Annotated in this window: 17 protein-coding genes; 5 read left to right on the top strand and 12 right to left on the bottom strand. The window is 43.1% G+C overall.

Features of this window, described 5'->3' with window-relative positions:
• Positions 1 to 3: 3 nt before the first annotated feature.
• The 7 genes from ACQY73_RS27400 to ACQY73_RS27370 form a co-directional block, all read right to left on the bottom strand.
• The gene (locus ACQY73_RS27400) at positions 4 to 396 is read right to left on the bottom strand and encodes a response regulator (RefSeq protein ID WP_428657322.1); all 393 of its coding nucleotides are present in this window, start codon (positions 394 to 396) and stop codon (positions 4 to 6) included.
• A gap of 7 nt (positions 397 to 403) precedes the next feature.
• Positions 404 to 991 carry a chemotaxis protein CheB gene (locus ACQY73_RS27395; RefSeq protein ID WP_428657320.1) on the bottom strand — a complete coding sequence of 196 codons (588 nt, stop codon included), beginning with the start codon at positions 989 to 991 and terminating at the stop codon, positions 404 to 406.
• Complete coding sequence (locus tag ACQY73_RS27390; RefSeq protein ID WP_428668542.1) at positions 973 to 1782, bottom strand: CheR family methyltransferase; 810 nt, start codon at positions 1780 to 1782, stop codon at positions 973 to 975. The genes ACQY73_RS27395 and ACQY73_RS27390 overlap by 19 nt, the downstream gene beginning before the upstream one ends.
• A gap of 14 nt (positions 1783 to 1796) precedes the next feature.
• Positions 1797 to 2162: a response regulator gene (locus ACQY73_RS27385; protein ID WP_428657318.1), complete on the bottom strand. Its 366-nt coding sequence runs from the start codon at positions 2160 to 2162 to the stop codon at positions 1797 to 1799.
• A gap of 58 nt (positions 2163 to 2220) precedes the next feature.
• A complete protein-coding gene (locus ACQY73_RS27380; RefSeq protein WP_428657316.1) occupies positions 2221 to 5823 on the bottom strand; it encodes a response regulator in 3603 nt (1200 codons plus the stop codon).
• 73 nt (positions 5824 to 5896) lie between these two features.
• Positions 5897 to 7468, bottom strand: coding sequence for a hybrid sensor histidine kinase/response regulator (locus tag ACQY73_RS27375; RefSeq protein ID WP_428657314.1), 1572 nt, complete (start codon positions 7466 to 7468; stop codon positions 5897 to 5899).
• 311 nt (positions 7469 to 7779) lie between these two features.
• Positions 7780 to 8130 carry a hypothetical protein gene (locus ACQY73_RS27370; protein ID WP_428657312.1) on the bottom strand — a complete coding sequence of 117 codons (351 nt, stop codon included), beginning with the start codon at positions 8128 to 8130 and terminating at the stop codon, positions 7780 to 7782.
• 371 nt (positions 8131 to 8501) lie between these two features.
• On the opposite strand from ACQY73_RS27370, the gene ACQY73_RS27365 reads away from it, so the two are divergent.
• The gene (locus ACQY73_RS27365) at positions 8502 to 9464 is read left to right on the top strand and encodes an SGNH/GDSL hydrolase family protein (RefSeq protein WP_428657310.1); all 963 of its coding nucleotides are present in this window, start codon (positions 8502 to 8504) and stop codon (positions 9462 to 9464) included.
• Between the two features lie 59 nt (positions 9465 to 9523).
• Here the strand turns inward: ACQY73_RS27365 and ACQY73_RS27360 are convergent, their stop codons facing one another.
• Positions 9524 to 9973, bottom strand: a complete 450-nt coding sequence (locus ACQY73_RS27360; protein ID WP_428657308.1) for an N-acetyltransferase family protein — start codon at positions 9971 to 9973, stop codon at positions 9524 to 9526.
• Between the two features lie 26 nt (positions 9974 to 9999).
• Complete coding sequence (locus tag ACQY73_RS27355) at positions 10000 to 10986, bottom strand: patatin-like phospholipase family protein (protein ID WP_428657306.1); 987 nt, start codon at positions 10984 to 10986, stop codon at positions 10000 to 10002.
• Positions 10987 to 11311: 325 nt separating this feature from the next.
• On the opposite strand from ACQY73_RS27355, the gene ACQY73_RS27350 reads away from it, so the two are divergent.
• Positions 11312 to 12286 (top strand): polyprenyl synthetase family protein, encoded by a 975-nt coding sequence (locus ACQY73_RS27350; protein WP_428657304.1) that lies wholly within the window; start codon positions 11312 to 11314, stop codon positions 12284 to 12286.
• Between the two features lie 18 nt (positions 12287 to 12304).
• Here the strand turns inward: ACQY73_RS27350 and ACQY73_RS27345 are convergent, their stop codons facing one another.
• From ACQY73_RS27345 to ACQY73_RS27335, 3 genes are all read right to left on the bottom strand, one after another.
• Entirely contained in the window at positions 12305 to 12655 is a 351-nt protein-coding gene (locus ACQY73_RS27345; protein ID WP_428657302.1) for a transmembrane 220 family protein, read from the bottom strand.
• A gap of 21 nt (positions 12656 to 12676) precedes the next feature.
• On the bottom strand, positions 12677 to 13000 hold the full coding sequence (locus ACQY73_RS27340) for a cupin domain-containing protein (protein WP_428657300.1): 324 nt from the start codon (positions 12998 to 13000) through the stop codon (positions 12677 to 12679).
• Positions 13001 to 13170: 170 nt separating this feature from the next.
• Positions 13171 to 15810, bottom strand: coding sequence for a sodium-translocating pyrophosphatase (locus ACQY73_RS27335; protein ID WP_428657298.1), 2640 nt, complete (start codon positions 15808 to 15810; stop codon positions 13171 to 13173).
• Positions 15811 to 15956: 146 nt separating this feature from the next.
• On the opposite strand from ACQY73_RS27335, the gene ACQY73_RS27330 reads away from it, so the two are divergent.
• The 3 genes from ACQY73_RS27330 to ACQY73_RS27320 all read left to right on the top strand — a co-directional run bounded on the left by ACQY73_RS27330 (position 15957) and on the right by ACQY73_RS27320 (position 20081).
• Positions 15957 to 16628 (top strand): hypothetical protein, encoded by a 672-nt coding sequence (locus ACQY73_RS27330; RefSeq protein WP_428657296.1) that lies wholly within the window; start codon positions 15957 to 15959, stop codon positions 16626 to 16628.
• A 155-nt stretch (positions 16629 to 16783) separates the two neighbouring features.
• Positions 16784 to 18973, top strand: coding sequence for an ATP-binding protein (locus ACQY73_RS27325; RefSeq protein ID WP_428657294.1), 2190 nt, complete (start codon positions 16784 to 16786; stop codon positions 18971 to 18973).
• A gap of 58 nt (positions 18974 to 19031) precedes the next feature.
• Positions 19032 to 20081 (top strand): M20/M25/M40 family metallo-hydrolase, encoded by a 1050-nt coding sequence (locus ACQY73_RS27320; protein ID WP_428657292.1) that lies wholly within the window; start codon positions 19032 to 19034, stop codon positions 20079 to 20081.
• The last annotated feature ends 61 nt before the right edge of the window (positions 20082 to 20142 follow it).

The raw sequence follows: 20142 nt of genomic DNA, 5'->3' as shown, positions 1-20142 counted from the left end.
CTATCAGTTTTCAGCAATTAAGTTTTCCAGAATATCGCTGAGTGCCTTAATACTGGTAGGCTTAATGATGACATCCGTAGCACCGAGTTGTTTTACTTCCGCCACCATTCTGGGATCGACCGATGTAGAGTAAATATAGGTAGGGACGTGTTTGAGGCGTTCTATTTTTCGTATTTCCACCAAACATTCTTTGCCGTTCATGCGCGGCATGTTCATATCCAGAAATATGTAATCAGGAACAAATGATTCATCTACGTTCAATTTCTCAAGGGCTCTTATTCCGTCATTGGCATATTTACACTCTATGGTTTCAGAAATGCCTTCCAAAGCTATTAAAAATATCTCCTGGTCGTCAGTGTCATCGTCAATTAAAAAAAAGGTCACCGAATTTTCCATAGTACGGCTAGTGATTTAAGAATGAATTAATAAAGGTTGCCAATTCGTTAACGTCAAAAATAAAATCAATTGAATTGTTACTTATAGCCTGTTCAGGCATATAAGCTACTTGGGCGGTCTCGGGTTTCTGGGCTATAATAAGCCCTCCTGCCCGTTTGATGGCTTTCAAACCATTGGTACCATCGGCATTCGCGCCCGATAATACTACACCTACCAACGACGACCCGTACACTTCGGCGGCCGATTCAAAGGTTACATCTACCGATGGGCGACTGAAATTTATTTTCTCGGAACTGTCCAACGAAAATTCATGGTTATTTTCAATCAATAAATGATAGTCTGCGGGAGCAATGTAGATATTGCCGGGTTCCAATACATCTTTGTCTTCCACCTCTTTAACAGGGATGACGGTTTTACTCGCAAACAGCTCTGTCAATGTGGATTCAAGGGAATTTTTACGGTGCAATACAAGGATGATCGCAAACGACAAAGGTACATTTAAGGTTGGTAATAATTTAAGCAAAAAATCAATACTTCCTGATGAACCTCCAATAACAAGGAGCTTACATTCTCTTTTTATCTTATCTTCTGCCATATTTTCTCCTTATTCAATTGCTTAAACTTTGATTGTATGGACGAAAACTTCAACGTTTCTTTGGCTCCCAATGCCAAATAGCCCAATGGCCCTACACTATCGTCAAACAGTTTTAAGACGCGTTCCTGCAAATTTTTGTCAAAGTAGATCAGCACATTACGACAAAGTATTAGATCAAATTCGTTAAAAGAACGATCAGAGACCAAATTATGCATCGAAAAAATCATCTTTTCGGCCAACATTGTGTCAAACTTCGCCTGTCCGTAATGTGCTGTATAGTACTTCGAAAAATCCTGAGCTCCCCCCGAAGCTATATAGTTTTCAGAATATTGCTTCATTTGAGATAGGGGAAAGAGCCCTTTGCGCGCTTTTTCGAGCACGCTTGGATTCAGATCGGTAGCATACAGCAATGACTTTTGGAGAAGATTCGCTTCCTGCAATAAAATAGCCATCGAATAGACCTCCTCTCCTGTGGAACAACCTGCATGCCAGATTCTGATAAATGGCTTGGCCGCCAAATTTTTGATCACATCAGTGCGGAGCGTTCGATAAAACAGCGGATCGCGAAACATCTCCGTTACATTGACCGTGATCTCTTCTACAAACCGCTTCAGGTAGTCGGTATCGGTGCGAATACGGTATCGAAGTTCTACATAACTTGTAAATTTATCAAGCGAGCACAAACGGATAATGCGCCTTTTTAGTGATGCCCTTGAGTAATTGGTAAAGTCGTAGCCATACCAGTCAAACAGTTCAGTCAGCAACAGTTCGACTTCTTCCTCTTCGCTCATTTTGATTCTTTCCATTAAACAACCGACAGCAATTGTAACAATCTATCCACATTGATGGGCTTTGATATGTATTCTGTAGCGCCCGCCTGCAGGCACTTTTCACGGTCTCCCACCATAGCCTGCGCCGTTACTGAGAAAATAGGCGTGGCTTTTCTTTTCTCAATCTTTTTTATGTGCGGAATTGCCTCATATCCGTCCATATCGGGCATCATCATATCAATAAGAACAGCATCTATTTCTTCATCACTGTTCAGAATCTTAAGGGCTTCCTGAGCGCTCAGACAGGAAACGCACTCATACGACTTGGCTCGCAGGGTGGCGACCAAGGCAAAAATATTCCTTGCATCATCGTCAATAATCAATACCCGTTTTTTACGCATTTCCTATTAGTTGTTAAACGTTAAGCAGTTTAATGTTACCCCCTTCTTCCGATAATCTTTACGACCGTTCATACAACCAAACCCGCAGCAAAGAAATCAGTTGGTCTATGTCTACCGGTTTTGTGATGTAATCAGATGCTCCCGCCTGAATACACTTATCGCGGTCGCCGGTCATGGCTTTGGCGGTCACGGCAATGACGGGTAAGTTCCTCCAGTGGTAGTTTTCTCTGATTTTTTTAGCAGTTTCGTATCCATCCATTTGCGGCATCATCATATCAAGCAGCACTACATCAATGGCCGGATTTTCGTGTAATTTTTCCAATGCTTCTTTACCGTCAAGCGCTGTCACTACGTTCATTTTGTAGTTCTCAAGCGCTTTGGTCAGCGAGAAAATATTTCTTACATCGTCATCTGCGATAAGCACCGTTTTACCATTCAGAATCTCACCCAATACGCCTGATTTTTTAGTATCACCGCTTTTCATCGCCGCCTGTTTATTTTCTTCTACCAAATGCAGGAAAAGAGATACTTCATCAAGCATTCGTTGATAAGAGTGGGCAGTTTTGATAATGATGGAATCAGCGTACTTTTTGATTTTCAATTCCTCGGTCATCGACAGGCTTTTTCCCGTAAAAATAATGATCGGAAAGTTTTCCAGTTCCGGATTCTTTTTGGCTTCTTCGAGCAGATCATAGGCTTTCACATCGGGAATACCCATGTCCAGAATCACACAGTTTATTTCTTTCCGTTGGAGGGCTTCAACTCCTTCGGAAATATTGCTTTTGAGTTCGGAACTGATATTAAAGGTCTCCAAATAATAGGCAAGCGCTTTGGCATGTTTTGGATTATCTTCAATAATAAGCACTTTTTTAGCCTTACTGCTCAATACATATTCTATTTTCTCAAACACTTCCTTTATTTGTTCGAAGGCTGCGGGTTTGTCCATAAAATCGACGGCTCCTTTCATCAGGCTTTCATTTTTCAACTTATGAGAAGACATGATATGAACCGGAATATGCCGCGTCAACGGATTGGCTTTCAAGGCATCCATCACTTCCCAACCGCTCATAACAGGCAGCTGAATATCCAACAATATACCTAAGGGCGCATATTTGCCGGCCAACGCCAGCCCTTCATCTCCCCTGACGGCCACAATCCCTTTGTATCCTTTGCGGCGAGCATAGTCGAGCAATGATTTGGCAAAATTGGTATCATCCTCAATGATCAGGATCAATTTATCGGCAGTGGTTATAGCAGCTCTATCGTCAGGAATAGACTCCGGAATCGTTGCACTGATGAATTTAGTATCTGCAGAGAGTGGTTTTGCTGCAACGATAGCAGTGGTTTCTTCCTTCCATTTATAGTCAGATTTGGGTTCAGTGTGAGCAGTATGTATCGGAAGGTACAAGGTAAATTCGCTTCCCTGATTTACTTTACTGGAAAGAACGATTTCACCACCCAATAATTTTGCCAATTCCCGGCTGATCGACAATCCCAGTCCCGTACCGCCGTATTTTCGTTTTGTAGAACCATCGGCCTGTTGGAAGGCTTCAAAAATAAGTCGCTGTTTTTCAGGAGGAATTCCGATGCCCGTATCTTTGACGACAAAACACAGCCTATTGAGCATTTTTGTATGAGGCGTTATTTCAAGCGTAACCGAGCCTTTATCCGTAAACTTAAGTGCATTCGAAATAAGGTTTTTCAGGATTTGCCCCACCCTCATTTTATCTGTTTCAATAATCGAAGGCGTATTTTTTGCGACATCGATTTTAAAGTCCAATTTCTTTTCTTTGGCTAGTGGTCCAAACAATGCCTGCTGCTCCTCCACAATATCATTGATGGCTACCTCAAGGTATTCCAACGTCATTTGCCCCGCTTCAATTTTTGAAAGATCCAGTATCTCATCAATCAGGCCCAACAATCCATTGCCCGACGACTGGATGACCTTGGAATACTCCACTTGGTCTTCGGTCAGGTTCTCTTCGGTATTCTCGGCCAACAGACGGCTCAGCAACAGAATCGAATTGAGTGGCGTACGAAGCTCATGCGACATATTAGCCAAAAATTCCGATTTGTAACGGGTACTCAATTCCAACTCTTTGGCTTTTTTCTGGATCTCATCGTTTCGTTCTTCCAGGAGTGTGCTGCGTTCCTGCAACTCCGTATTGGTTTGTTGCAATTCTTCCTGTTGCACACGAAGCTCTTCTTCCGATGCCTGTAGTTTCTGAGATTGGGCTTCGAGTTCGGCATTTACATTTTCGAGTTCATTGTGCTGCGCCTGGAGTTCTTCCGATTGGGCCTGTGTCTCTTCCAGAAAATTCTGTAATTTCAGATAATCCAGCGCAGAGTTGATACCGATCGCGATGGCCTCGGCGTTATTTTCCAAAAATTCGATCTCAAGCGGATTTAATACTCTCAACAACCCAATTTCCAACACGCCTATGCATTCATTGGCGAATACCAAAGGCACAATGATAACTGAAGCCGGAAGCACAGAACCTAACGAAGAGCTGATTGGCAGGTAATCAGCCGGTAAGTCGCGCAAGATCAGCGTTTTTTTGCTCTCAACGGCTTGACCTATTACTCCTTCTCCGGCACGAATCATTTGAGGAGCATTGATTGCCGCAAAATTCCCCGTTAATTTAAAATAAGCCTGATTCTCGATCACGTACAGGGTTCCCAAAGGCGCATTCACATAACCGGTAATGGTCTCAATCAATCTGTTGGTAAGTAGATTCAGGTCGCGTTCTCCCCGAATAGCGTTGCCTATTTTTACGGCTCCTTCCTGCAACCATGTTTTGTTCCGGAGATCATTGAAGGTTGTTTCCAACGCGCCTGTCATGGTATTCAGCGCTTTTGAAATTCGGCCGAGTTCATCTTCTTTTGTGTCCGAAGCTCTTGCTGCGTAATTTCCTGCCGCTACTTCCTGAGTGAATTTTTCCATTTGCGTAATTCGCCGGGCGGTCTCAATGTATTTTTCATCCGCCAATTTCTGCTCCGCAATTCGAGTGTCAAGATCCCGTTTGATACGCAGGTATGTAAAAGCCGTAATCAGTATCGAAATGATCGCGGCGATCACCAACAATATAGGCGTATAAGTGATGTAAATACGTTGTTGCGCAATGCGCTTTTCAAGCATATCATTTTCTTCCTTTTTGACGCGGTTTATCGCCCCTCTTAAGTCGTCCATGATCTTTTTCCCTCTCAACATTTCCTGATGCCGAATGATTGTATCACTGCTTACGATCCTGTTTTTCCGGGCAATGTCAATAATTCGCTGCATCTGATCAAACTTAGCCTGATACAGTTTTTTTATTTCTTCAAGGTATTTTTGTTGAACAGGATTGTCGATGGTCAAAGCGGTAATTTTGTGGTAGCTGACCGATGTTTTCTCGTAAGCGCCATTGTAAGGTTCCAAAAAAGTCGGATCTTCCGTGATCAGGAATCCCCGTTGACCCGTTTCGGCATCTTTCATGAACGAAATAATATTTTCTGCCTCAATCAGTACCTCATTGGTATGATTTACCAATTCAGAATTTGCGATCAGTTTTTGTGTACTGTAAAAAGAAGCAAAAAGGCTGACTACCAGTAGAAATACAGAAATCGAAAAGACAATTTGTAATTGCCGGATAACAGAATCCGAAGTAGCACGAAGAGGCATAACGAATCGTTTAAATTTTTATCGGGAAATGGTACTGTTTTAAAAGAGAGACTACACTGATTTTTTAATTCACCTATTCTTCCGTTTGTACTACGGGCAATACAATGATAAACATAGCTCCTTCGTTCAAACGGCTTTTAGCCGAAATAAGCCCGTTGTGCATATCAATATTTTTCTTGGCAATAGCCAACCCAATGCCGGTACCTTCGTAACTGGTTCGCTCATTCAGGCGTTGAAAGATGACAAAAATGCGGTCAAGAAACTTTTCATCAAAACCAATACCATTGTCAGTCAACTCAATACGGCAATATTTCCCATCAGGCGACGGCTCTCCGTCAATTTCTTTTGTTTTAATAAACTCAGCACTGAGCTTTATGACAGGTTGCACATCACTTTTGGAGAACTTTAGTGCATTGCTTATCAAATTCTGAAAAACTTGGCGTATTCGGCTCGGAATAATTTCTAAAACGGGCAACTTACCTACGAGGATTTGGGCATTTTTGGCACGTATAACTTCATCAAAATCAATGAGAAGTTCATTAAACAGCACGTTCAGGTCGGTAGGTTGGAAATTAGCAGATACCGATAATTGAGAATATTCCAGCAAATCATTGATAAGCTTCGACATCCGCGCCGACGAGTTGATGGAGCGGTCAACGAGCGTAACGGCAGTTGTATTTTCTTTCAGGTATTTTTCCTTAATCATGTCGTTAAGGATCTGAATTTTGCGAAGAGGCTCTTTCAGATCATGCGACACAACCCAGGCAAACTGTTGAAGTTCATGGTTGGTGCGCTCCAATTCTTCGTTTTTGGTGAGCAGTTCTTTGGTTCGCAGTTCAACTTTTTGCTCCAACAACTCGGTAGCCAGTTTTTGGTCGTGAATATCCGTAAATGTACCCACCCAACGAATCGTTTCCTCTTGCTGCTTAATGGGCGTAATGCGCAAAAAATGGTATCTATAATCCCCGGTGACAAGTTCCCGCAGACGCACCTCCCGGGTGTATTCCAAGTGTTTTTCAAAGTAATTTTCCCATCCCTGGTAGCCGGAATCTTCCGGGTGGGTTTCGGGAAAAGTGTTGGATTGGGAGGAATAAAGATACCAATGCTCGTTCACGTACTCAATTTGGCCTTTGGGGTTGATGGTAAAAGCCATCTGTGGCAAAGAAGCCAGCACCGACCGCAGTTCCTGCATTCGTTCCACCAGATCCTCCTGTGCCTGCTTACGGACTTCCACTTCCTTCCTGAGCGACACTTGTGTGGCTCTCAGTTCCTGTTGCTGTTCATACAGGCGGTGAAGGGTTTTTACTTTTAATACGAGAATATCAGCATCAACGGGCTTAGTGAGGTAATCAATACCTCCGGAAGTATACCCTTTGGTAATGAATTTTTTTTCTTTGTTAATGGCCGAAAGAAAGATAATGGAAGTATCCCGGGCTTTACTGAATCCTGCAATGGCAGTAGCTACTTCAAAACCATCCATTTTGGGCATTTGAACATCCAGAATAATGACAGAATAACTTGTATTCAATACCTTCTTTAATGCTTCTTCTCCCGATTCTGCGGTGTCAACCGAAAAGTGATGCAACTCAAGAATTTTTTTTAACGGTAGAATATTTTCCGGCCTGTCATCAACAATTAGAATCATATTCAAAAGAATGGTTAATGATAACGTTAAAACCGACGAAAGAATGGCCTGCTCAAAAACACCTACTTTTCGGTTCGAGTAAAGCGAAAGGTACCAAAAGTAGTGGTTTGGTTACTTTTGGAACTTTTTGTAAAGATATACTACATATTTGGGTAGCACAAAATCTAACGACAACTATGGGCGACAAATACAGAATTGTTCATTTTTTTTACAATCTCAAAAAACAGTTTTTGCGCTTATCCCCTGACTGAAACTGCAAAAGCCCCCGATTTTCGGAGGCTTTTGCAAAATGACTGATCCGGTAAAGAAACTCAAATCAGCAGGTTGATCATTGCTTTTAAGACTTTCCCTGTAAAAGGCCACGTCAGATATGCCGTAGGTCGATTTGGAATGGGCGAGATCATTAATGGTCCTTCGGTAGAGCCTACAAACACAATTGGGATGTTTTTTTTGATTCTCCGCTCAGCACTCAACACGAGGTTGCTGTATGAGTCTTCACAAATAATCAAGTCGGGTTGGAGCGTAAAAATGCTCTTAAGGAGTTCGTCAGATGCAGAGGCCAATACGCGCAACACTTCGTATCCCGGCTCTTCAATCATCTTTTCAATAGGGTGTACACGGTCGGAATTATCCTGTAACAGGAGTGCTTTAATGTTCGTCATTATTGAGTTAGGGTAAAGTATTAAATTGTAAAAATACAAAATAGTATATATAGTTACTATAAAAGGTATATTTTTTTTGCTTTGGGCTTTTTGCGAGCAAAATACTAAATAGTAACATAGCGAGATTTTAAAAAAATTACGTTGGCTGTTTTTATTTTACGGTCGTTGATTTTGGTCATTATCCAAATCATAGACTTTTTCCATCAGGTATTAAAATCAACTTATATGTAATAATTTATTATTACGTATATTAGACTGAATTAAGATTCTGAGTAACGGTATATTTGAATAAAAATTTATAAAATTTTCAGGATACTTAATTTTGGGTCAAAAACTTGATTGGTATATATTACGGAAAAGTAAAATTCAAAATGGTCTCAGTTCTCAAAAAGGATTACAGTAAGTATTATTGCTGCTTTTTTATCTTCTTTATCTGTTCTTCAACGGTAGTTGGTTATGGCCCGAAACCATTTCCTAAAAAAGTGTGCCGGGTTCTTTTTATTGGAAACAGTATCACTTATAGCGGGCAGTACATTACAGATATAGAAGCCTATCTGACAGTACATTACCCCAAACGGCATTTTGAATTTATTAATGTGGGCTTACCAAGTGAAACCGTTTCGGGGCTTTCCGAAGACAATCACGCGGGCGGAAAGTTTCCGCGCCCTGATTTACATGAACGCTTGGAAAGGGTACTTGCTCAAACCAAGCCTGACTTTATTTTTGCCTGTTATGGAATGAACGATGGTATTTATCTCCCGCTGGATGAAGTTCGTTTTCGTAAGTTTCGAGAAGGAATCAATTGGTTACATGCCCGAATCGAACAAATCGGCAAACCAATTGTTCACCTTACTCCGCCCATTTTTGACGACATTAAGGGCAAAAATGTAGGGTATGGTGCTGTACTTGACGTTTATTCGGAGTGGTTGTTGAGCCGGCGCGATTCACTGAAGTGGGAAGTAGCTGACCTTCATTTTCCCATGAAAACCTATTTAGAAGATCAACGTAAAGTCAAGCCTGACTTTGCGTTGGCAAAAGATGGGGTGCACCCCGATGCGTTGGGCCATTGGATAATGGCAAAACAGGTACTTATCTATCTGGGCGAAAAAGGATTGGAAGGCGTCGAAGACGTAAAAACGACATTGGCATTCCATCCAAACGGGGAAGCGATCTTAAAACTGGTCTCAGAAAGGCAACAAATCATGAAAGATGCCTGGCTTACTTCTACCAAGCACCAACGTCCTGAAATGAAAGTGGGATTGCCCCTTCAAGAAGCCAAGGCAAAATCGGCAGAAATAGAAAAACAACTGCGTAAATTAATAAAGACCAAATAAAATTATTTCTCTAAGTCCTTCATTCACCAACAGTTGTTGTTTCATTTTAAAGTTGATGATCAAAAATCCAAATGGCAATTGATCCACCCTTCATCAAAACGGGCTTCGTATTTTTTATAGAATTGAATGGCAGGTTCGTTCCAATCAAGTACCTGCCACATCATGCCCGTACATTGGGTATTTTTGGCTTCTTCGACGGTAGCATCAAAAAGCTGTTTTCCTAATCCATAACCTCGCATAGACTCCGTTACTACGATGTCTTCGAGGTAAAGGCGTTTGCCTTTCCAAGTGGAATAGCGATAGTAATACAACGAAATGCCCACCACGCGCCCATCAACTTCCGCCACAAAAAGCCCAAAGATCGGGTCGGGGCCAAAGCCGTCATGGAGCATCATTTCAGGCGTATTGGTTACTTGCTCAGGGGCTTTTTCATACAAAGCAAGCTCACGAACCAACTCAAATGCCTGTGGTACATCCTCAGCAGTACCTTTACGAATCCGGATATTCATGTTAAAAAGAAGAGTAATTTTAGTATTTATTCAAATTGGCTGTCATAATACTCATTGGTATCTTTTTTGACTTTTTCGGCAGTTACTTTGGTGCCGTTCAAGAGGGGTAAACCATTTGCCTGAATGTATTCAAATCCGGTTTTATAGCCTTGAACGATCAACCGCACAATATCGTCGGAGTTAAATTTCAGCATATCAAGATCCAACGGTTCGTGAGGGCGCAAAACCGACAATTTCAGTGAACGGCCTTTAAGGCCCTCTTTTTCGACGTATGTTTGCCCCCAGGCAATATCGCTGTTGACGATCTGGTTGACATTGATGTCTTTGACCCGGTCCAGCAATTGCAACAGATTGCGGTAATTAACAGGTTCATTATTATAAATATGCTCTGCATGACAGGCAATACACACTATCTCAGTAGCGCCGTCTTCAAGCGCGGCTTTGAGCGGAGCCACCACTCGAAGGCCGCCGTCCAAAAACGCCGCTTTCCTTTGTCCTTTGATGAGAATTGCGGGCATCAACGTTGGCAATGAACTGCTGGCCATTACATATTCTACAAAACTTTCATCGTCAGGGGTAGCGTAAACCATTTTTCCGCTCACTACATCCACGGCACCTACTTTGAGTTTAACGGGGCTGTTTTTGAGAATAAATTCGTCCAGATTGTTGCGGATCAACGTGTGCAGAGGCGTCGTATCCAGCAGACCGTCAAACCGACTCATGAGGGTATCAATTCCCAAGGTAAAGCGCGACCGTACAAGGGCGATATCTTCCGGGCGGGTAATATTTTTGATCCAGAATTCAATCAATTGACGGCTGATACCGGGCCAATCCACTTTCTTTTTTTCGATGAATTGCTTCCCGGCCTCATTGACCATAAAACCGGCATTCAGACTGCCTACCGAAATACCATAGATCATTTCAGGTTCAAAACCGTTTTCCAACACTGCCTGGATCACCCCCACTTGAAAAGCGCCCTTCAAAGAGCCTCCACCGAGAACTAATGCCTTCATATTTAATTATCTTTATTTATCAACAAAGTGGCTAAACCTGCTCGTCCTGCATTGTGTTTAGTATTTATACACAGCGCCACTCCTACTATCCTACATTTAAAATTATTCGCTTTTCACAAAAATGATGTAATGCTTCTCATTTATTGAATTGCAACTGAAACAAATTATCCAACTTTCGTGTAATGTTAACAGATTTTGTACCAAATTTGGCGTTTGTCTCATAACAAAACAAGAAAAGGTTACAACAGGCTGAATTTGTACATTAGTTTACGGCTGATCTGTCCACCCATTGCTCACGATTTGCCGCAAACTTTCCTCTGAAATTATGTCTCTTTCCATTAAAGATATTCAAGCCCCCATCTCCTCAGAAATGGACGCTTTTGAGCGAAAATTTCGGCAATTTATGAAAAGTGAGGTAATGCTTCTCGACCAGATCATGAATTATATTGTGCGTCGAAAAGGGAAACAACTACGACCTATGTTTGTTTTTTTGACGGCGGGTATCAGCGGCAGCATCACCGAAGCTACGTATCGGGGCGCGGCACTCATTGAATTACTCCATACCGCTACGCTTGTCCATGACGACGTGGTAGATGATTCCAATTACCGTCGGGGCTTTTTCTCGGTCAATGCACTTTGGAAAAATAAAATAGCGGTGTTGGTAGGCGATTACCTATTGTCGCGCGGTCTTCTTCTTTCCGTTGATAATCAAGACTTTACTTTACTGCAAATTGTTTCTAACGCCGTTCGGGAAATGAGTGAAGGCGAACTGCTCCAACTTGCCAAAGCCCGACGTTTAGACATTACAGAAGATATCTACTTTGAAATTATTCGTCAAAAAACAGCTTCGCTTATTTCTTCGTGCTGTGCCGTAGGCGCCCGGTCGGCCGGGGCTACTGATGAATTGGTTGATAAAATGCGCCAATTTGGCGAGAAAGTAGGATTGGCTTTTCAAATCAAAGATGATCTCTTTGACTTTGGAGAGGCCGAGGTGGGAAAACCGCTCGGCATTGACATCAAAGAAAAAAAGATGACCCTCCCGCTGATCTACGCTTTACGCCAAACTACCTGGATCAAGAAGCGTCACATCATCAATATTATCAAAAACCACAGCGACAAACCCCCAAAGGTAGCGGAGGTTATCCAATTTGTACGAGATTCGGGGGGTATTCAATACGCCACTCAAGCCATGCAAAAGTTGGTTGAAGAAGCCAAAGTTATTTTACATTCATTCCCTGAATCCCCTTATCGCACTTCATTGGAAGGCTTGGTTCAATACACCATTGACCGCAGTAAGTAATCTCTCCTTTTTTTACAATTATAATTTGGTACGCAAATACGCCATGAGCAGCATTGCCAATCCACAAACGCTCAGCCCCAGTGACTCGCGGGCGAGTTCGATGTTGATGCTGCGCATTTTCATCTCACCCCAAAATATGCCTTCGTATTGCGGAGGCCATTGTTGATAGGAAGCCACAAAATAAGCTACTGCCATTACTACAAACACATACGTATGAGGTGCTTTGCCGAAGAAGATACTAAGGCAAGCTGCAACGGCAATTCCGTAAATAGGCATCCAAACCTCGGGATCGGGGTCATTGTATTGCACAACTACAAAGTAGACAAACAAAAGAGAAAACAGAAGCGAAACAATTTTGATAGGGCTCATAGTTAAGAAAGTTTCAATGCATTAACGATACTCTTCTCGAACGGGCGAAAATACATCAATTACTCGCACATCGGTCAGGGCCTGTCCATAATGTACGGTATTTGATGGAATCACAGCTACATCCCCTGCTTTACAAATACGCGTTTCGTCGCCAATAGTTATTTCCAACTCTCCTTCCAAGATATTGGAGACTTGTTCGTGCGGGTGCGAATGCCGGGGAAAGGGACTGCCTGCGCTTGCGCGATAATAGGCAATGGTCATTTTTTCGCCGTGGATCATTCGGCCAAACCAATTGGGAAAGATCTCTTTTTCGGGAGTGGTTTCCACATTATGAAAGATAGACATCGCGTAGGGTTTTGTGATTATATAAACCTATAAAGTATGAGTAGCTACAGCATTCATACCTTATAGGTTTGGTTTTGGGCAAATTTACATGTTCAGAGTATTACAAACAAAAAGCCTTGCTCCAAAACGGTCAGAGCAAGGCTTTTTATGATATGAATCAGGAATAATTCCTACTTTTTCGTTACACGAATTGAGATACGGCGATTTTTAGCGCGTCCTTCTTCTGTATCGTTGGATGCTACAGCATATTGATCACCGTAGCCTTCTGAATCGATACGAGTATTATCAATACCCATATTTACTAATTCAGTCTCTACCGCAGCGGCACGATCACTCGAAAGTTTAAGATTGGCGTTGGCATCACCTGTATTGTCAGTATATCCTCCCAATTTAATGTTCACGGCAGGATACGCTTTCAAAATCTCCGATACATTTTTCAATTGCTCCTGAGACTCCGGCTTCAACGTTGATTTACCTGTTTCAAACAACAAACGGTCAAAATCAAACCAAGTTGTTTTATCAACGGCTTTGTCTGAGCGAATGAAGTCGATCAGACCTACCTCGATTGGGTTGCCACTGGCTGCAATGTTGAGTTCAGTACCATTGTCCAATTTTACCGAAGCCGCACTCATTGTAGTGCTTTCCATCATCGGAACTTCCTGTACCGGCGACATCAAATCAGTATGCGCAGATTTCACTGCGATGTAAGGCGCAATGACCAACGAAACGATTGACATCAATTTGATCAAAATGTTCATCGAAGGACCTGACGTATCTTTGAACGGATCACCTACTGTATCTCCCGTCACAGAAGCTTTGTGCGGTTCTGATTTTTTGAAATACATCTGGCCATCGATCATTACGCCTTTTTCGAAAGACTTCTTGGCGTTGTCCCAAGCACCACCTGCGTTTGACTGGAAAATCCCCATCAACACACCTGATACCGTTACCCCTGCCAATAATCCACCCAATACTTCAGGTCCCATGGTAAAACCAACCAATACCGGTGTGATCAACGCAATGGCTCCCGGCAGGATCATTTGCTTAATAGAAGCCTCTGTAGAAATGGCAACGCATTTTTCGTATTCAGGCTCGGTTTTGTATTCCATAATGCCCGGAATCTCACGGAACTGACGACGAACTTCGTTCACCATTTCCATCGCCGCTTTACCCACCGCAGAGATACACAATGCACTGAAAATAAATGGAATCATACCACCTACGAACAGGCCGGCCAATACGTCGGCTTTGTAAATGTCAATCTGAGTAATGCCCGCAATTCCTACGAAAGCGGCAAATAATGCCAACGAGGTCAAGGCAGCGGAAGCAATGGCAAATCCTTTTCCGGTAGCGGCGGTTGTGTTACCAACGGCATCCAAGTTATCGGTACGGCCACGTACTTCCGGAGGCAATTGTGACATTTCAGCAATACCACCTGCATTATCGGCAATAGGCCCGAAAGCGTCAATAGCCAATTGCATGGCCGTCGTTGCCATCATTCCGGCAGCGGCGATAGACACGCCGTAAAGACCGGCAAATTTGTACGAAAGGATAATTCCCGCCGCTAATACTAAAATAGGCAATACGGTTGATTCCATCCCAACGGCCAATCCACCAATGATATTGGTCGCGTGTCCTGTGCCTGATTTTTCAATGATCGACAACACCGGGCGTTTGCCCATAGCAGTGTAGTATTCCGTAATCATTGACATCAATGTACCTACGGCCAATCCTACAAGAATGGCATAAAATACATCCATAGCTCCAAAAGGGATTCCACCGCGAAGCACCATATTTTCAGGTAATAAATAGGTTACCAAGAAATAACAGGCAACCAACGTAATGGCAATCGAAGCCCAGTTACCGATGTTCAACGCATTTTGTACCGACGAATTTTCATCCTTGATACGTACAAAGAATGTTGACACCAACGAAGCCAACAACCCTACACCCGCGATCAACATAGGAAGTAACACCGGAGAAAACCCACCGTAATTATCTGTCACTTCAATTTCCTGACCCAATACCATCGTGGCAAGAATAGTAGCCACATAAGATCCAAATAAGTCGGCACCCATCCCGGCTACGTCTCCTACGTTATCACCAACGTTATCGGCGATAGTGGCGGGGTTACGAACATCATCTTCCGGAATACCGGCTTCTACTTTACCTACAAGGTCAGCGCCTACGTCGGCTGCTTTGGTATAGATACCACCGCCTACCCGTGCAAACAACGCGATAGATTCGGCACCCAATGAAAAGCCTGCCAATACTTCAATGGCGGTTTTCATTTCGTCGGAAGTCAACGGTTTGCCGGCAGCAAAATGATTGTAAAACAAAATGAAAAGACCACCTAAGCCTAAAACGGCTAAACCGGCTACGCCCATTCCCATTACAGAACCACCCGTAAATGAAACTTCCAGCGCTTTAGCAAGCGACGTGCGGGCGGCGTGTGCCGTACGTACGTTGGCTTTGGTCGCTACTTTCATACCGATGTACCCTGCCGTAGCTGACAACAACGCCCCAATCAAAAAGGCAACGGCAATAAGTGGTGAAGAATGGATGGGATTTTCGGGGGTACCTTCCTGCGTACCCAAATACCCTAAAATAACGGCCGTTGGAATGGCGAAATAAGCCAGGATTTTCCATTCGGCTTTTAAGAAAGCAATGGCTCCATCGGCAATGTAACCGGAGAGTTTTTGCATGTTTGCATCACCGGCCGGCTGATTCGACACCCAGCTAAAACGCCAAGCAGTGTACAATAGCCCCACGACACCAAAAGCAGGAACGAGATAAACGATATTATTCATGCGTTGTAATTAGGATATTTAATTTAAGGTTTCGAAAAAATTCGGGCAAATATAGCAGAACCTGCCCCATTTACCCAATGTCCAAGGTAGGAATTTGCTTATTTTATATCGCTTTTGTACTATTTTTGTACTAAACGCTCTTCACTATGAAAACTATCTTTGCTACTCTTTTCGCGTTTGGACTTGGCATTGCCTGTTATGCGCAAAATGATTCTTCGTCAGCAGAAAGCCAATTCAAGCGCACTTGGGCGCTAAGCACTTACGGCGGGCTCAGTCAATTTTACGGGGATTTACGGGAATATAAGTTTTGGCCAATTCCCGAAAACAACTTCGACAGCCAATCAGAGCGCGGAACATGGCACGTAGGAGCAGCACTCAAATACCACATTTCACCCATCTTTGGCGTGCGGGCCGATGCAGGAATGGGCACGCTCAACGGAACCAAACGACGAATCTATTACTCCTATTTTCGCGCGAATTATGCGCAAGCCACTGTCTCAGCTACCTTAGACCTCAAAAATCTCCTGTTAGGAACTACTCGGGCAAATCGCTGGGAGATCGAAATGTACGGTGGAGTGGGCATGATACGCTTCCGTTCCACCGCTTATCAATTGGGCTCAGGTATACTACAGCGACGTTCCAATGATAATGCATGGGCATTCCCGCTCGGTCTGACGGCTTCTTATGCGCTCTCTCAACGCTTTCAGGTCTTGCAGAAACTAGCTATACCAATGTTACTACAGATTTGCTTGATGCCACTGCTCCCACCTCCGGACCCAACAAAATGGACAGCTACGCTTGGGGAGCGTTGGGATTGACCTATCAATGGAAAAAATAGGCCGGTTGTTTTTATTGTTAAAGAAAAATAAATTCAGATGCCTGTTTTTTTACCTTTTAATATGTCGTACAATTACCTGACTTTTCTTACAGAAAGAGATAGTCACTGATGGTAATTCAACAAAACAGCCCCTTTATGAAAAGATTGTCTTTTCCGGCATTCACTTTATTGGCCTATTTCTTATTCTTTTTACTACCCTATCTTTCCCAAAGTCAACAGGCGGGAATCTCTATTCAAACGGGACAAGTCCTTTTCAAAAACGAACAATGGAAATTTAAGGCAGGCGATTCGGCCGAATGGGCAAAGCCAAACTATGACGATCGTCACTGGCAAATATCCACCAATTCCCTCTTAAAAAACAAGGCTCTTTGGAAAGCTAAAAGAGGCTGGTTCAGGTTAGAATTTAAACTATCCAAGAGTAAATTATGGACTGATTACAATTTGATTATCAGACAATTCGGCCGATCTGAGCTATATTTGGACGGACGGCGGCTGGCTCACATAACCGCCACCGATCCGGACGATTCGACATCGCAGCTTGCCATTATGCAACTTCCGTTTGCCATTACCGACACCAATACTCACGTTTTGGCTTTGCGTTATTCATTTCGTTCATCTCCTCTCTACTACGCATCAACCAATCAGGAGGCTTTCAACATTTGGCTTGAGCCATCCAATCAATCTATATTTAATCAACTGTTGAGTACTGCCTGGAATGCCGGTATCGGTGGCATACTGGCCGGCTTGTTCGGGATTCTCTCATTGCTTCATTTCCTTTTTTTTCGGGCCAATCCCAACCAGCGCGTACATTTGGTTTTGGCTTTTTCCACCTTTTTCTTTACGCTCTTTTTCGTGCTGAGCATGATGGATGGATTTACCGGAACCCTTACTCAAAAATCGTTGCTTGATCTGGGGCAAATTTTAAGTATACATCTGGCTTTTGGCTTATTATTGACTGCCGTTTATACCTATTTGAAACGAAGACATGGTTGGTTCTTTTACCTCATCATTGCCTTACTACTTACCGGTTTTACCCATCAATGTTTTATTGGGCCCGTGCCCGACAACTTGGCTTTTGTTCCCTTTATTCTGCTTACGCTTGATTATATCAGGGTTAGTTGGCTGGGTAAACGATACGGCAGTCCCGATGACAAATTGCCTTGGAATTCGCTGCGATTTTCATTTTTTGCCTTTGTGTTGATGATTTGTTTGGTCATCGCAACCGCAATTACAGATATTATTATTGATTTGGATGGCAACGCATTTATCTTTGTTTTTTTTCTTGTTATCTTCGTTTTTGCGGTGATTTTGAGCATTCCCATTGGGTTATCGCTCTCGTTGGTACAGGATTATACCCATGCCTACCGCTCTATGCGCCTGAATCTGGAGGAAGTACAGAAACTATCGGCCAAAACACTCGCGCAGGAGCAGGAAAAACAACAAATTCTGGCTACTCAGAACGAAACCCTTGAACGTCAGGTCAAGGAGCGAACCGCCGAGTTGAACCAATCGCTTGAAACCCTGAAAACCACCCAAACTCAACTCATTCAAAAGGAAAAGATGGCTTCGTTGGGAGAGCTGACAGCCGGCATTGCGCATGAGATCCAAAATCCTCTGAATTTCGTCAATAATTTCTCCGAAGTATCCGGTGAGTTGTTGAATGAATTGCAGGAAGAACGGGCCAAATCACTTAAAGAACAAAACAAAGAATTGGAAAATGAATTGCTGGCCGACTTGCAGCAAAATATGCAAAAGATCACCCATCATGGGCAACGGGCAAGTTCAATTGTGCGCAGTATGCTGGCACACTCACGCACTTCGTCCGGCCAAAAGGAGCCAACCAATCTTAATGCCTTAGTCGACGAATACCTGCGGCTCGCCTACCACGGCCAACGCGCCGCACAAGCAACTTTTAACTGCCAACTGATCACCGATTTCAGTACTGACATTCCAACGATCACCCTTGCCGCTCAGGATATAGGTCGGGTGTTGCTGAATCTGTTCAATAATGCCTTTTATGCCCTCCAACAAAAGCAGCAGCTTGCCGGCACTTCCTATGAGCCAACGCTTTGGGTGAGTACATTCCTGCGGGACAATAACACCGCTGAAATACGTATCCGCGACAATGGCATGGGTATTCCGAAAGCCATTATTCAAAAGGTATTTCAACCGTTTTTTACCACTAAACCAACAGGAGAAGGCACAGGGCTTGGGCTTTCGTTATCGTACGATATTATCACAAAAGCCCATCAGGGAATGCTCGACGCCGTAAGTACCGAAGGAGAAGGGACCGAGTTTATTATTACGCTACCGCTTGATAAGTAAATTTATTTTCAGCGTTTTGGGAGCTTTCTATTATATTAATAAATCCGCATTCATGAACATGAAAAACGGCCACCATTGGTCTTTGACGGCTATTTTTTGGACAATCTTTTCCTTTCAAAGCTTTGCTCAAACCGATGTTTCGCCTGTTTGGGTTTCAAAGGATTTGCTAAAAAAACACGTTTATACCTTAGCTTCCGACAGTTTACAGGGACGTGGAAGTGGCACAGTGGGACAGTTCAAGGCGGCCGATTACTGTGTTAAGGATTTCAAGAACAGCCATTTGTTGCCTATTTTTCAGCTTGATAGCTTAAATTGGTCATTTTTGCAGAAATATTACTTTACACCAAGTTTAGTAGCTTTTTTTGGCAGAATGGCTGTCACAGCCAAGCGCAGCGAACTATCTGACCCTCCCTCACCTAACTACAGCGATAGCCGGATATTGTTTGCCCATAACGTGGGAGGGTTAATTGTTGGGAAAGACTTGCCTAATGAAACCGTTATTGTTTCTGCCCATTATGACCATTTGGGAAAGATTGGCAGCCTAATTTATAATGGAGCGGACGACAATGCCTCCGGCTCTGCTTCTGTCTTAGCAATTGCCGCCGCCTTTGACAGTTTGGCGCAACAGGGCATCAGACCTCGTAGAAGTGTTTTATTTTTATTGTTTTCGGGCGAAGAAGGCGGACTCATTGGCTCTAAATACTTTGTAGCAAACAGTCCAATTCCCATGAATCAAATCATCTGTGATCTAAATGTAGATATGGTAGGAAGAACCGATTTTAAACACCGAAAAAAGCCTGATTACTGCTATTTGATTACCGGTAAGCAAGACAATGAACTTCGCCAAACTATCAAAACGGCCAATCAAAAATCGGTCAATATCAATGTAGATCACAGTTATGATTCCGAAAACGATCCCAGCTCATTTTACTATCGTTCAGACCATTACAATTTTGCCAAACAGGGTATTCCTATCGCCTTTTTTATGGATGGCGAACATCCTGATTATCACCAACCTTCGGATTCAGCCGACAAAATTAACTATCCATTACTTCAAAAGAGGGCTACTTTAGTATTCCAAACAGCATGGATGATGGCGAATCCGTGAGAAAAAAGTGCCGAAAAGGATCATCAGAATAAACGTCAAAAATGCCTAACTTTGATTTCTA

This window comes from Runella sp., from assembly GCF_965279615.1.
GTDB lineage: Bacteria > Bacteroidota > Bacteroidia > Cytophagales > Spirosomataceae > Runella.
This window is presented reverse-complemented; position numbering and strand designations above follow the sequence as displayed.

Bases quoted from the DNA above. Each gene is read 5' to 3' on its own strand.
- ACQY73_RS27400 (WP_428657322.1), bottom strand. From the start codon at position 396: ATGGAAAATTCGGTGACCTTTTTTTTAATTGACGATGACACTGACGAC.
- ACQY73_RS27395 (WP_428657320.1), bottom strand. From the start codon at position 991: ATGGCAGAAGATAAGATAAAAAGAGAATGTAAGCTCCTTGTTATTGGA.
- ACQY73_RS27390 (WP_428668542.1), bottom strand. From the start codon at position 1,782: ATGAGCGAAGAGGAAGAAGTCGAACTGTTGCTGACTGAACTGTTTGAC.
- ACQY73_RS27385 (WP_428657318.1), bottom strand. From the start codon at position 2,162: ATGCGTAAAAAACGGGTATTGATTATTGACGATGATGCAAGGAATATT.
- ACQY73_RS27380 (WP_428657316.1), bottom strand. From the start codon at position 5,823: ATGCCTCTTCGTGCTACTTCGGATTCTGTTATCCGGCAATTACAAATT.
- ACQY73_RS27375 (WP_428657314.1), bottom strand. From the start codon at position 7,468: ATGATTCTAATTGTTGATGACAGGCCGGAAAATATTCTACCGTTAAAA.
- ACQY73_RS27370 (WP_428657312.1), bottom strand. From the start codon at position 8,130: ATGACGAACATTAAAGCACTCCTGTTACAGGATAATTCCGACCGTGTA.
- ACQY73_RS27365 (WP_428657310.1), top strand. From the start codon at position 8,502: ATGGTCTCAGTTCTCAAAAAGGATTACAGTAAGTATTATTGCTGCTTT.
- ACQY73_RS27360 (WP_428657308.1), bottom strand. From the start codon at position 9,973: ATGAATATCCGGATTCGTAAAGGTACTGCTGAGGATGTACCACAGGCA.
- ACQY73_RS27355 (WP_428657306.1), bottom strand. From the start codon at position 10,986: ATGAAGGCATTAGTTCTCGGTGGAGGCTCTTTGAAGGGCGCTTTTCAA.
- ACQY73_RS27350 (WP_428657304.1), top strand. From the start codon at position 11,312: ATGTCTCTTTCCATTAAAGATATTCAAGCCCCCATCTCCTCAGAAATG.
- ACQY73_RS27345 (WP_428657302.1), bottom strand. From the start codon at position 12,655: ATGAGCCCTATCAAAATTGTTTCGCTTCTGTTTTCTCTTTTGTTTGTC.
- ACQY73_RS27340 (WP_428657300.1), bottom strand. From the start codon at position 13,000: ATGTCTATCTTTCATAATGTGGAAACCACTCCCGAAAAAGAGATCTTT.
- ACQY73_RS27335 (WP_428657298.1), bottom strand. From the start codon at position 15,810: ATGAATAATATCGTTTATCTCGTTCCTGCTTTTGGTGTCGTGGGGCTA.
- ACQY73_RS27330 (WP_428657296.1), top strand. From the start codon at position 15,957: ATGAAAACTATCTTTGCTACTCTTTTCGCGTTTGGACTTGGCATTGCC.
- ACQY73_RS27325 (WP_428657294.1), top strand. From the start codon at position 16,784: ATGAAAAGATTGTCTTTTCCGGCATTCACTTTATTGGCCTATTTCTTA.
- ACQY73_RS27320 (WP_428657292.1), top strand. From the start codon at position 19,032: ATGAAAAACGGCCACCATTGGTCTTTGACGGCTATTTTTTGGACAATC.